The following is a 13,856-nucleotide window of genomic DNA, read 5'->3' on the forward strand; positions in this document are numbered from 1 at the left end:
GGAGGTTCGCTTATGTCTTACTATCCTTTAACTTCCGTGCAGCAGGCTGTATGGTTGGATCAGCTGCTTACATCCGATACGCCCTGCTACAACATCGGTGCCCGGTGGCTTATTGAGGGCAAGCTGGATATCCCATTATTATGTAAAGCAATAATGGAGGTAGCAGAACAGCATGATGCGTTACAAATTACGCTTAAGGAAAGTGAAAGCGGCGTTACCCAAACCTTTATTCATAATGACGCCTCTTATCTGGAATACCATGACGTCAGTCAGGATGATAATCCTGAAGAGGTAGCATGGTCGCTCACGCAGGCAACGTTTATTAAACCCTTTTCTCTTTATGAGCAACGCCTCTGGCGAATGAGTTTAATTAAAACCAATACCACAGGATTTATATGGTCTATTAACACCCATCACATAATAGCGGATGGCACGTCGGTTTCTCTGCTGAGCAAAAAAATTATTGCCCGCTATAAGGCGCTGCTAAGGGGGGAATCCTCTTTTGCAGATGATTCAAAAAATTATGCCCAATTTATTATTGAAGATGGCGCCTATCTCACCTCCTCCCGCTACGCGCGTGACCGTGAATGGTGGCTGACTCGCTTTAACAATGCTCCACCCTCGCTGTTGGAACGCCGTAGCGGCTTTGAGGAAAACAACGCCTGGCCGAGCGCGCAGATCACCCGCCGACTCCCCCTGGCACGTTATCAGCAGTTGACGGAGTATGCACACCGGTATGGCGCCTCGCCGATGCACTTTCTCAGTGCGCTGATCGCCTGCTGGTTTTCGCGCCAGTGGCAAACGGATGCGGTGACGCTCGGCGTGCCGGTGCATAACCGCGCCAGCCACAAACAGACGCTGGGCATGTTCTCCTCCATGATCCCGGTAAGGCTGGATACCAACACCGCTAATCCTTTTTCCACGCTGGTAAAGCAGGTCGCAGGCGAACTGCGGCGCAGCTATCGCCATCAGCGTTTTCCGATCGCTGAGCTTAATCGCGAACTGCGACTGAGTCAGCAGGGGCGGCGCCAGCTGTACGATTTGAGCTTTTCACTGGAAACCTTTCCCACCGACATCGAGCTGAATGGTAGCCCACTTAAGGTCGAGGCCTTACAACACGGCTACGAGCAGACGCCGCTGGCCGTTTATCTACGCCACTACCATCCCGGTGACGATCCGGTGCTGGAGTGCAACGCTAACGAGGCCTGGTTCAGCCGGGAAGAAGGTGAGCGTATCGCCGACCGTCTGCTGCACCTGATCGCGGCGATACTGGATGCCCCGCCGGAGCAGCCCATGGCGCTGCTGCCCCTGCTGCTGCCGTCGGAGCAGCACAGCATTCTTAATCTGTGGAACGACACCGCGCAGCCGTGGCACTTTCCCCAGGGTATTCACCGCTATTTTGAACGCCAGGCGGCACTGACGCCGCAGGCGGTGGCACTTTGTGGAGACGTGGCAACGCTAAGCTACGCCGCCCTCAACCAACGCGCCAACCAGCTGGCCGAATACCTGCGCGACAGCGGGATTAAGGCAGACGATCGCGTCGCGCTGTGCGTCGAGCGAAGTACAGAAATGGTGGTGGCGCTGCTGGCTATTCTGAAGTCAGGTGGCGCTTACGTCCCGCTCGACCCCGATTATCCGGCGGATCGCCTCCAGCATATGCTGACCGACTGCGGCGCAAAATGTCTGCTGATCGACGACGCCGGACAACGGGCGCTAAGCAGTCTGCTGGATGGCAGCCTGAAGACGCTGCATGTGCAGAGAGACAGACAGAACTGGCGGGGAAGATCGGTGACCAACCTGCCCGATATCCTGCCGGACTCGCAGCGATCGCTGGCCTATGTTATCTATACTTCCGGCTCGACCGGCAAGCCAAAGGGCGTGATGAACGAGCATCTGGCGGTCATGAACCGGCTGCTATGGATGCAGGAGACCTATCGCCTGACGTCGCAAGATACCGTGCTGCAAAAGACCCCTTTCAGCTTTGACGTCTCAGTGTGGGAGTTTTTCTGGCCGCTGATGGCGGGTGCCCGTCTGGCCATCGCCAAACCGGGCGGCCACCAGGATCCGGCGTATCTGAGCGACATAATTTCCCGGTGCAGAGTGACCACGCTGCATTTTGTCCCCTCCATGCTCCAGCTGTTTCTGCGTCACGGTGTGATGGCAGAGTGCGCCCGACTGCAACGCGTCTTCTGTAGCGGGGAAGCGCTGCCGCTGGCTGCCGTTAAGCGCTTTCATCATCAGCTGCCGCAGGCTGAGCTACACAATTTGTACGGGCCTACCGAGGCGGCGGTTGACGTCTCCTTCTGGCACTGCCGGTCAGACGATCCCCGCGCACGGGTGCCAATAGGAAAACCGGTGGGCAATACCCGCCTCTATATTCTGGATGCCCGGCTACAGCCCGTACCGCCAGGCGTCAGCGGTGAGCTGCATATTGGCGGTATCCAGGTCGCACGGGGTTACCTGAACCGCGAAGCGCTCAGCCGGGAACGCTTTATCCCCGACCCGTTTAGCGACGCCGCCGGGGCAAGACTCTATAAAACCGGCGACCTGGCACGCTGGCTGGAGGATGGCAGTATTGAGTACCTGGGGCGCAATGATTTTCAGGTGAAAATTCACGGGCTGCGCATCGAACTGGGCGAGATCGAGCAGGCGCTGCGCGGCTGTCAGGGCATTGACGATGCGGTGGTGCTGGCTTGTGACGATCGCCAGGGCGACAAGCGCCTGGTGGCCTGGGTGGCCACGGCGGCAGCCGCGAACCCAGGCCAGTGGCGGGAGCAACTGAGCCGCTCGCTACCGGGCTTTATGATCCCGACCTGCATTGTTCCGCTGGCAGCGCTGCCGCTTTCACCCAACGGCAAGCTGGATCGCCGGGCGCTTCCCCCGCCCACGCTCGCGGGTGCGGAGAAAAAAGTTTATCAGCCCGCCGTCACCGAACAGGAGCGCATCCTCGCGGTGCACTGGGCCGATCTGCTGGAGGTGCCCGCTCCCGGCCTTGACGATGATTTCTTTGAGCTGGGCGGCCACTCTTTGCATGGCATACAGCTGATGATGCGTCTTAAGCGTCAGGGGCTGAAGATAGATATGAAAGCGCTTTACGCCCATACCACCCTGCGCGCGCAGGCTGCTTTCCTGGCGCGGAACGGGCAGGATCCGGAAGCCTGCGGCATCAGCGCCGATGACTACGCACCGCAGCCCGCACCGCCTTTAGCGGGCTTTAGCCTGTTGCAGCCGCTGAATCAGCATCGGGCGAAGGATGCCCTGTGGACGGTGCATCCGGCAGCCGTCGGCTGCGAGATTTATCAGGATTTGGCTACGCGCCTCGAGGGAGAGATGAACGTCACCGGGGTCAGCAACTACAACCTGTTTAACCGGCCACATATCCCTACCCTGGCCGCACTGGCCAGTTACTATTTACAGCATATACAGCAGCAGGGACTGCCCGTCGATCGTCCGGTAAACCTGCTTGGCTGGTCGCTGGGCGGCCTGATTGCGCTGGAGATGGCCGTGCAGCTGGAACAGCTCGGCTATCGCCATATTCACGTCTGCCTGCTGGATACGCTTTATCGCTGCGATGTACATCAGCAGATTGCGCCCGGTATGCTGGCGACCTTACTTTCGGCCATCGGTCTGGACGAGATGGCGGTGAAACGCGCGATTCAGGCGGAAGAGACTGAGTTAAACATGAATGCTCAGGCACTTAGCGGCCCCCTCAACGCCACCCGCGTTACGCTGTTTAAAGCCACCCAGTTTGTCGATCTCAGCGAATCGGGAACGGCGGATGGCAGTAAGGTTCTGGCACTCAGCGATAACGGTCTGGGCCAGGTCTGCCCTCATCTACGGGTCATCCCGCTGGCGGAAAACCATCACTCGATGATTCACCGCCACGACGTGATTATCCCTGCATTGCTCGGAACGCTGCCGCAAAGCATCACCGTTCCGACTAACGCGGTGGCGCGGAACGGCAGCCCGACGCTGGCGCTTTCCGGCAGTGAAAAACGACAGCGCTGACCGGCGCGCTACGAGACGTGAAGCGCGCGCAGACTTATCGCGGGGGGTGCCGTCTCCATCATGCCGGTTTCCACCCTGAAGTCCCGCTGTTCGCCGGGTGCCAGCAGAATAAGCGTATCCGCCTGCTTCGCGGCCAGAAACCCCTCGGGACGACAGGTGGCGGGAAGCACAAAGGCGGCTACCTGCTGGTCGGCGTTATGCAATATCCAGCGCGTCGCGTGGGGAAACTGCGCGGTAGCAAACCGCGTGCTAAAGCCGTAACCCTGCGGCGATTGCACGCTGAACTCCGCGCTTTTGCCATACTGCGCAAGATTATCGGCAAAGAAGACTATCTCCGGATCGCACATTTCGGGGCGGCTCAGCCCGTCAAATTCCGCAGGCGCGCTCGCCAGCTGTCGCGTGTAGTCCAGCCAGCTGGCCGTCGGGTGAACGTGGCCCGGAATACTGGTTCTCAGTTGAAAAGCCTCCTGCGGAATACTCTGGCGAAAGACGCCGTTATCCACCCACGCATAGTTCATATGACACATATACTGTAACGGCATCGGGTTGCCTGAGAGATTAGTCACCTTCATCGCTATCTCAAGGCGCGGCTTCCCGGCCAGCAGCGTTACCGCCGGAGCGGCGCGGTAGTGGTGTCCAAACCCTTTGATATACTCCACCTCCCCCCGCAGCGTTAACCGTTCCTCATCCAGCTCCAGCCAGGCGCTGTCCATTCGCGCGCAGGCCATTTCGCCATGCAGGGGATGATGGTCCTCCGGGGCCGGACAGCCGTTGCTCAGCAGGCCGGAATGGAAAGCAAAACAGCCGTAGGTATCAATAATATTGTTACCCGGCAGCGGCTGCGTAAAGCCGCTGCCCATGGTCAGAGAGCGCCCGTCAAACACCGCGTCCCAAATCATCTGACCATAAAACGGCAGCACGATAAGCGATCCCCGGCTGTTTTCCAGCTTCACCGCCTCAATTCCCGAGGGGAAGCGGAACAGCTCAACGGTGAATGCGGGGTTTTCCAACAGCACGCGCGGCGTCGCGGAAAACAGCGCGGGGGTCAGCGGCAAACGTGTGGTCATAACGCCCCCTTAGCCAGATCGCCGCCTGCAACGGGCTGTTTTTTGAAGCGCAGCTCACCCCAGAAGTAAAAGCCTACCCAGGCAAAGCACAGCAGCGAGACGCCAAAAGCCAGCTGCATCGATCCCAGCCGATCGGACACCAGCCCCTGTAGCGCGGGCACGAAGGCCGCCCCCACGATAGCCATCACGATAAAGGCACCGGCCACCTCGGTATATTTATTGTCGACCGTCGCCAGCGTACCGGCGTAAATCGTCGCCCAGCAGGGACCAAACAGCACGCTGACAAACACGGCGGCATAAACGGCGGTAAAGTTTGGCACCAGCATCACATAGAGTAGCGTGGCAACGCCCACCACCGAATAGGCGATTAGCACCTTCTCGGCGCGAAAGCGGGTCATCAGAAAATTGGCGACAAACTTGCCGATAAAGAAGCAGATAAAGCTGTAAATCATAAAGTTAGAGGCATGACGTTCGTTCGCTGCGCCCAGGTTCAGCGCCAGGCGAATGGTAAACGACCACACCGCCACCTGCATGCCGACATAGAGGAACTGGGTAATAATCCCGCGCTTAAAGTGGCGATTGTTCGCCAGATAGCGGAAGGTTTCTTCCAGCGAGGGGCGCGCCCTGCCGACGCTTGCCGGTTTACAGTGCGGATAGCGCGTCAGCAGAAACAGCACCATCACTACCACCAGCACCATTACCAGATATTTGTAAGGCGCCAGCGTATGCTCCAGCATCGCCAGGCGGAACTGATGCAGCTGCCCGGCGTCCATGCCAGCCATCTGGCTGTGCAGGCTGTCGCCATCCTGAAACACCAGATATTTCCCCAGCACAATGCCCATCAGCGCGCCAACGGGATAAAAGGTCTGGCTGACGTTAAGGCGCAGCGTGGCGCGATCGCGATGGCCTATCATCGAGCTGTAGGTGTTGGCTGCCGTCTCCAGAAAGCTCAGCCCGATGGCGATGGCAAAGATGGCCGCCAGGAACATGGTATAGGTCGCCATATGCGAGGCGGGATAAAACAGCACGCAACCTGCAATATAGAGCGCCAGTCCCAACAGGATGGCGACTTTATAGCTGCTGCTGCGGATCACCAGCGAAGCTGGTATCGCAATCAGGAAATAACCGCCGTAAAAGGCACTCTGCACCAGCGCGCTGGCAAAGTCGCTCAGCGCGAACACGCTTTTGAACTGGGTAATCAAAATATCATTCAGGCTGGCAGCACATCCCCACAGCGGGAACAGGCAGGAGAGCAGAATAAACTGAAACAGCGGCGTTTTATTTAAGTAGCCGTCAGGCTGCTGGACAATGTTCTGGTGCATGGCGAATCCTCAGTTAAGCGGTGAGAAAACGGTGGAAGGCGTCGGCATCAGGGTATGACCGCTGCGTGCCCCGACCGGTTACGCTACAGGCGGCGAAGGCCGATGCAGACTGCATTGCGCGCGGAATATCGCCGTGCTGGATCAGAAAGTGCGCGAAGCAGCCAATAAAGGCGTCACCGGCCCCGCTGGTGTCGACCGCCTGAACGGGCACCGGCGCAACGCGATAAACCTCGTCACCCTGCATCCAGACCGATCCCCGGCTGCCAAGGGTAATGATTAGGTTCTTCAGCCCGCGTCCAAGCAGCATCTGCCCGGCACGCAGCACCTCATCGTCGCTGCTCACCGGCATGCCGGTGAGGATCTCCAGCTCCGTCTCGTTTGGCATAAAAAAATCGCACTGACAGGCGTAGTCAATATCCAGTCCGGCCACGGCGGGTGCCGGGTTAAGGATCACCTGAATACCGTGCTGACGCGCAAAGGTAATGGCGTAGTAAACCGTCGGCAGCGGGATTTCCAGCTGGAGCACCAGCAGGCGGCAGGCCTTAAGTTCCTCTGCGGCGGCGTCAATATCGGCGGGTGTTAGCCGATCGTTGGCACCTTTGATGATCAAAATGCGGTTTTGCGACTGCTCGTCCACAAAGATCGGCGCTACGCCGCTGGAGGTAGCGGGTGCGACGGTGACATGCTGCGTATCCACGCCATACTGCTGTAAATTTCTGATGGTGTTCTCAGCAAAAAGATCCTCGCCCACCTTGCTGACCATCATCACTTTCGCCCCCAGCTTTGCAGCGGCAACCGCCTGATTTGCCCCTTTCCCGCCGCAGCCCAGCGCGAAGTCGGGGGCCTCAAGCGTTTCACCGGCTTTTGGCATCGTATTGGTATAGGTAATCAGATCGACCATATTTGAACCGATGACGGCAATATCCATCACATTTCTCCCCTGTAAAGTACGATCATTTAATGTTGTAAAACTAACAATAACAACCGAGATATGTTAAAAATGTGACACCCGTCTCATCGGAAAATTCTGGATAAAACTGAGAATATGGGCATTTCCGTCGTCGGGAAAATGTTATTATTTTAACAATTGATACGTCGATCTGAACAAGCTGACAGGCCAGGGGCCGGGGATCGCACAGCCCACCCTGCCCCTGCGGGCCCGTTTTCGTCTCAAAAAAGGTAATGTCGTCAGTTCGTGAGGTTTGCGGCGCGATCCCATTGAAGGTAATATTGACAGCCTGTCTGCTCTACGCGATGCAACCCCTTAAAATATGGGAAATTTATCGCGATCTCAGGGGCGCTCTTGTCCTCTTCCACCGATTTCGGCTCCGGCGTGGCAACATTTAAGGTCACATCACGGTGGCGAAGGACATTAACTGATTGATCCAGGAGTGATGAGTATGGAAACCCGGCGTGACGAGCGCATTAACAGGCTGGCGCAGGCGCTAAAGCGGACCGACAAGATCCATCTTAAGGATGCAGCGCAGCTGCTGGGCGTATCGGAGATGACTGTCCGGCGCGATCTCAGCGAACCTTCCGCCATGGTGGTGCTGCTGGGCGGCTATATCGTCAGCGATCCAAAAAGTCACCATGGCCACTACTTCGTTTCCGATCAGCAGGCACAAAATGTCGACAAGAAACGGCGTCTTGGACAGCTGGCCGCCGCGCTGATTGAGCCGGGCGATACGGTCTTTTTCGACTGTGGCACCACCATGCCGTGGGTGGTCGACGCCATTGATAACCAGCTGACCTTTACCGCCATCTGCTGCGCGATGAACACCTTCCTGGCGCTGAAGGAGAAACCGGCCTGCCGGGTGATCCTCAACGGCGGGGAGTTTCACGCGGATAACGCCCTCTTCACGCCGCTTGGCTCGGGTTCGGTGATGGACAGTCTCTGTCCGGGCAAGGCCTTTATCTCCGCCGCCGGTATTGATGATGTTCAGGGCGCCACCTGCTATAACCTGAATGAACTGCCAATGAAGCATCAGGCGTTACAGCGGGCCAGTCATAAAATCCTGCTGGCGGACAGCAGTAAGTTTGGCAAAGTGCTGCCTGCGCGCATTGGCGAACTCAGCGCGTTCGATACGCTGGTAAGCGACGAAGCGCCGCCTGCGAGGCTGAATCAGCGGCTGGCACAGCTGGGCATCGTGATACTGAACGGCAAGGGGGGATAATCCCCGGCTCCCGGGCTGTGATTACCCCGGGAAACCCGCTAAACTTGCCGTCTGAGCGGGCGGCATACTGCCCCAATTCAAACACAGACACCAAGAGGCTCATCCTACGTGGCTCAATTCGTCTATAGCATGCATCGCGTCGGCAAAGTGGTTCCGCCGAAGCGTCATATTCTTAAAAACATCTCCCTGAGCTTTTTCCCGGGTGCCAAAATTGGCGTGCTCGGTCTGAACGGCGCAGGTAAATCCACCCTGCTGCGCATCATGGCCGGCATTGATACAGATATCGAAGGGGAAGCGCGTCCGCAGCCTGGCCTGAAAATCGGCTATCTGCCACAGGAGCCGCAGCTGAACCTGGAACACAGCGTTCGCGAATCCGTTGAGGAAGCGCTGGCGGAAGTGGTCGGCGCGCTTAAGCGTCTTGATGAGGTTTACGCACTCTACGCTGAAGAAGATGCAGACTTCGATAAGCTGGCTGCCGAGCAGGGTCGCCTGGAAGAGATTATTCAGGCCCATGATGGTCACAACCTGAATACTCAGCTTGAGCGCGCTGCCGATGCGCTGCGCCTGCCGGACTGGGATGCGAAAATCGCCAACCTCTCCGGCGGTGAGCGTCGCCGCGTCGCCCTGTGCCGCCTGCTGCTGGAAAAACCCGATATGCTGCTGCTGGATGAGCCAACGAACCACCTGGATGCTGAATCCGTGGCGTGGCTGGAGCGCTTCCTGCACGACTTTGAAGGCACCGTGGTGGCGATCACCCATGACCGTTACTTCCTTGATAACGTGGCGGGCTGGATCCTTGAGCTGGATCGCGGCGAAGGTATCCCGTGGGAAGGCAACTACTCTTCCTGGCTGGAGCAGAAAGACGCGCGCCTGGCGCAGGAAGCATCAAGCGAAGCGGCTCGTCGCAAGTCGATTGAGAAAGAGCTGGAGTGGGTGCGTCAGGGGGCAAAGGGCCGCCAGTCCAAAGGCAAAGCCCGTCTGGCGCGCTTTGAAGAGCTGAATAACACCGACTATCAGAAGCGTAACGAAACTAACGAACTCTTTATTCCACCGGGCGCGCGCCTGGGCGATAAGGTGGTCGAGGTGAGCAACCTGCGCAAATCGTATGGCGATCGCCTGCTGATCGATGATCTTACCTTTTCAGTGCCGAAGGGGGCCATTGTTGGCATCATCGGTCCCAACGGTGCCGGTAAATCCACCCTGTTCCGCATGATGTCCGGTCAGGAGCAGCCTGACTCCGGCAGCATTGTGCTGGGTGATACCGTGAAGCTGGCTTCGGTCGATCAGTTCCGCGACAGCATGGATAATTCTAAAACCGTGTGGGAAGAAGTGTCCGGCGGTCAGGATATTATGCGTATTGGCACCACGGAAATGCCGAGCCGTGCCTATGTCGGACGTTTTAACTTTAAAGGCGTGGATCAGGGCAAGCGCGTGGGTGAACTCTCCGGCGGCGAGCGTGGCCGTCTGCACCTGGCGAAGCTGCTGCAGGTTGGCGGCAACATGCTGCTGCTGGATGAACCGACAAACGACCTGGATATCGAAACCCTGCGCGCGCTGGAAAACGCCCTGCTGGAGTTCCCAGGCTGCGCGATGGTTATCTCGCATGACCGCTGGTTCCTGGACCGTATTGCCACGCATATTCTGGATTATCAGGATGAAGGCAATATCGAATTCTTCGAAGGTAACTTCACCGAATACGAAGAGTATAAGAAGCGTACGCTGGGCGCTGACGCGCTGGAGCCAAAGCGCATCAAATACAAGCGTATGAGTAAGTAATAAGCGTACGAGCCAGTAAGTGATGATAAGGCGGTGCAAGCCGCCTTATTTTTTATAGCGTTTTCCATTCATACATTTCTCCCTGCCAGGCCGTACTCTCTTTCTTAATAAGAACGATGTGCAACTGTTGTGCTGCATCGAAACCCGTTTTTTCGTCACCTATGTCGTTGCGGGGGCCCGGTGCATAGCCCTGCGGAAACCCTTGCCACGCGGACACGCCGCAGGCACGTTCTGGCAATTTTGACGTTTGCTGTTGTTGCGGGGACCCGGTGCAAAGCCCTGCGGGGACCGTTGTCACGCGGACACGCCGCAAGCACGTTCTGGCAATTTTGACGTTTGCTGTTGTTGCGGGGACCCGGTGCAAAGCCCTGCGGGGACCGTTGTCACGCGGACACGCCGCAAGCACGTCCGTGTGGGCTCGGCTCGCGCATCCCTGCGCTCGACGGTCCGCTAAGCCAACGGTCCCCGCCTGGCCTCTGGCTTTGTTGTCGCTGCTAAAAGCGTTCTCACCCTCAGTATCAATTTTCAAAACTGCCGACAGATAATTCCGGTAGGATCAGAAGCAGGTTCTGACCTTATTATTCACCGTATCCCGATGCAGATGATTGTTTTGAGGCCTGCTATAAAGCCAGTGCCACTGAAGCAGGTTCTGATATTGCTCAGGGCCAGACTACTTACAGACCATTCCACAGCCAGAAGGCGGTGTTGCGGAGCAGATAAGCAGGGTCTCTGCCGCAGGGATGCGGTGTTGCGGAGCAGATAAGCCGGGTCACTGCCGCAGGGATGCGGCAGTGAAGCCTCCAGGGAGGGATTTACGGCGCCCCGGCGTTCTGACCCGCAACATAGCCCTGACACCGGAGCGGGTTTTGACCTTACTGCAAACAACATAGCTGTGTCACTGGGCGGGTTTTGACCTGGCTGGCATCTGTAACTTTTATTATCGTTGCGATGATAAGGTGCAAAGCCCTGCGGGGACCGTCGTCACGCGGACACGCCGCAAGCACGTCCGTGTGGGCTCGGCTCGCGCATCCCTGCGCTCGACGGTCCGCTAAGCCAACGCTCCCCGCCTGGCCTCTGGCTCTGTTGTCGCTGCTAAAAGCGTTCTCACCCTCAGTATCAGATTACAAAACTACCGACAGATAATTACGGTAGGATCAGAAGCAGGTTCTGACCTTATTATTCACCGTATCCCGATGCAGATGATTGTTTTAAGGCCTGCTATAAAGCCAGTGTCACTGAAGCAGGTTCTGATATTGCTCAGTGCCAGACTACTTACAGACCATTCCGCAGCCAGAAGGCGGTGTTGCGGAGCAGATTAGCCGGGTCTCTGCCGCAGGGATGCGGCAGTGAAGCCCCCAGGGAGGGGTTTACGGCGTCCCGGCGTTCTGACCCGCAACATAGCCCTGACACCGGAGCGGGTTTTGACCTTCCTGCAAATAATACAGGCGTGTCACTGGGCGGGTTTTGACCTGGCTGGCATCTGTAACGTTTATTATCGTTGCGATGATAAGGTGCAAAGCCCTGCGGGGACCGTTGTCACGCGGACACGCCGCAAGCACGTCCGTGTGGGCTCGGCTCGCGCATCCCTGCGCTCGACGGTCCGCTAAGCCAACGGTCCCCGCCTGGCCTCTGGCTTTGTTGTCGCTGCTAAAAGCGTTCTCACCCTCAGTATCAATTTTCAAAACTACCGACAGATAATTCCGGTAGGATCAGAAGCAGGTTCTGACCTTATTATTCACCGTATCCCGATGCAGATGATTGTTTTGAGGCCTGCTATAAAGCCAGTGCCACTGAAGCAGGTTCTGATATTGCTCAGGGCCAGACCACTTACAATCCACACCGCAGCCAGAAGGCGGTGTTGCGGAGCAGATTAGCCGGGTCTCTGCCGCAGGGATGCGGCAGTGAAGCCTCCAGGGAAGGATTTACGGCGTCCCGGCGTTCTGACCCGCAACATAGCCCTGACACCGGAGCCGGTTTTGACCTTGAATCCCGCAACACAGCCCTGTCACCGGTGCCGGTTTTGACCTTAGCCGCTGCCAGACCACTTACAACCCACGCTGCAGCCAGAAGGCGGTGTTGCGGAGCAGATAAGCCGGGTCTCTGCCGCAGGGATGCGGCAGTGAAGCCTCCAGGGAAGGATTTACGGCGTCCCGGCGTTCTGACCCGCAACATAGCCCTGACACCGGAGCCGGTTTTGACCTTAGCCGCTGCCAGACCACTTACAGACCACGCCGCAGCCAGAAGGCGGTGTTGCGGAGCAGATTAGCCGGGTCTCTGCCGCAGGGATGCGGCAGTGAAGCCCCCAGGGAGGGGTTTACGGCGTCCCGGCGTTCTGACCCGCAACATAGCCCTGTCACCGGTGCCGGTTTTGACCTTGAATCCCGCGAAACAGCCCCGTCACCGGGCAGGTTTTGACCTGGAATCCCGCAACATAGCCCTGACACCGGAGCAGGTTTTGACCCTGAATCCCGCCGTACAGCCCGGTCTGCATTGTACGTGGCAAAACCCGCCTACACCGCGATAATATGCACGGTAATTTAGCGATAAAACTCTTTAAATATCGGCGATTGCAGCGCGAAATCAATAAAACACGCCAGCGCGGGCGAATTCAGCTTACGGCTTGGGTAAACCAGCCAGAGTTCATTACCTTCGACTTCCCACTCCGGCAGCGCCCTGACCAGCGATCCCTCCGCCAGGAAACTTTCGGCCATAAAACGCGGCAAAAGCGTTATGCCCGCACCTTCCAGTACGCACTCCCGGGCATAAACCAGATTATCCGTCATATGGACCGGCGGCAGCAGCCAGCGGAAATACTCCTCGCCGCGCTTTAACAACCACGCGCTCCAGGCGCGATGGGCGATGAACCGGTGATCAGCCATCTGACCCGGATGCCGCAGCGTCTTGTTCCGTGCCAGATAGGCGGGCGAAGCGACCAGCAGGCGCTCGCAGTAGCCTATCCGCCGCCCGATAAGCGAAGAATCGTGTGGTTGCCCCGTGCGCAGCGCAATATCAACCCCCTCCTGCACCAGATCGCTCATTTCATCGGATACCGATACATCCAGCATCACCTCAGGATATTCATTCTGAAAGGCGGCGTTGAACCGCGCCAGCAGCGTCGCGCCAATCCCCGCGGGCGAGGTAATTCTTAACCGTCCGCTGGGATTATCCCGCAGGCGCTGTATCGCCAGGCCTGCCCGCTCGCTGGCCAGCAGCATCTCCTGACAGTGGACCAGATAGCGCTCCCCGGCAAAGGTCAAATTAAGCTGCCGTGTAGTACGATTAATAAGGCGCAGGCCCAAAGTACGTTCCAGCTGGCTGATCCGCTGACTAACGCTGGATTTCGGTAATCTGGCTCGGGTTGCGGCAGCAGTAAAGCTGCCACATTCGGCCACCAGCGCAAAGAGCGCCATATCCTGGAGCTGTTTAAACATGATTGTTCACCTGAGACGAACGCTGAGTTAGTTATTGTGCCACTTATCTTCAGCGTGCTTAGCTTCTACACTCAATGT

General features: G+C 57.6%; 7 protein-coding genes. 3 read left to right on the forward strand and 4 right to left on the reverse strand.

Annotated elements, in window-relative coordinates; all coding sequences use genetic code 11:
- Positions 1 to 12 precede the first annotated feature (12 nt).
- Positions 13 to 4,008 carry a non-ribosomal peptide synthetase gene (locus AC4PCC_RS18045; RefSeq protein WP_492125440.1) on the forward strand — a complete coding sequence of 1,332 codons (3,996 nt, stop codon included), beginning with the start codon at positions 13 to 15 and terminating at the stop codon, positions 4,006 to 4,008.
- Positions 4,009 to 4,016: 8 nt separating this feature from the next.
- On the opposite strand, the gene AC4PCC_RS18050 is transcribed toward AC4PCC_RS18045, so the two are convergent.
- Genes AC4PCC_RS18050 through rbsK form a run of 3 tightly spaced genes read right to left on the reverse strand, consistent with a single transcriptional unit; the run spans position 4,017 to position 7,325 of the window.
- Complete coding sequence (locus AC4PCC_RS18050) at positions 4,017 to 5,075, reverse strand: aldose 1-epimerase family protein (RefSeq protein ID WP_492125441.1); 1,059 nt, start codon at positions 5,073 to 5,075, stop codon at positions 4,017 to 4,019.
- Entirely contained in the window at positions 5,072 to 6,397 is a 1,326-nt protein-coding gene (gene fucP / locus AC4PCC_RS18055; protein WP_492125442.1) for an L-fucose:H+ symporter permease, read from the reverse strand. Before fucP ends, AC4PCC_RS18050 begins: the two co-directional genes overlap by 4 nt.
- A gap of 13 nt (positions 6,398 to 6,410) precedes the next feature.
- Entirely contained in the window at positions 6,411 to 7,325 is a 915-nt protein-coding gene (gene rbsK, locus AC4PCC_RS18060; protein WP_492127561.1) for a ribokinase, read from the reverse strand.
- A 472-nt stretch (positions 7,326 to 7,797) separates the two neighbouring features.
- On the opposite strand from rbsK, the gene deoR reads away from it, so the two are divergent.
- Both deoR and ettA read left to right on the forward strand, forming a co-directional pair.
- Complete coding sequence (gene deoR / locus AC4PCC_RS18065; protein WP_492127562.1) at positions 7,798 to 8,571, forward strand: DNA-binding transcriptional repressor DeoR; 774 nt, start codon at positions 7,798 to 7,800, stop codon at positions 8,569 to 8,571.
- A gap of 108 nt (positions 8,572 to 8,679) precedes the next feature.
- The gene (gene ettA / locus AC4PCC_RS18070) at positions 8,680 to 10,347 is read left to right on the forward strand and encodes an energy-dependent translational throttle protein EttA (RefSeq protein WP_073981043.1); all 1,668 of its coding nucleotides are present in this window, start codon (positions 8,680 to 8,682) and stop codon (positions 10,345 to 10,347) included.
- Between the two features lie 2,537 nt (positions 10,348 to 12,884).
- Here ettA and AC4PCC_RS18075 read toward each other — a convergent pair.
- Positions 12,885 to 13,781, reverse strand: a complete 897-nt coding sequence (locus AC4PCC_RS18075; protein ID WP_492127563.1) for a LysR family transcriptional regulator — start codon at positions 13,779 to 13,781, stop codon at positions 12,885 to 12,887.
- Positions 13,782 to 13,856: the final 75 nt, after the last annotated feature.

It is taken from the genome of Erwinia sp. L03-1 (assembly GCF_058686115.1).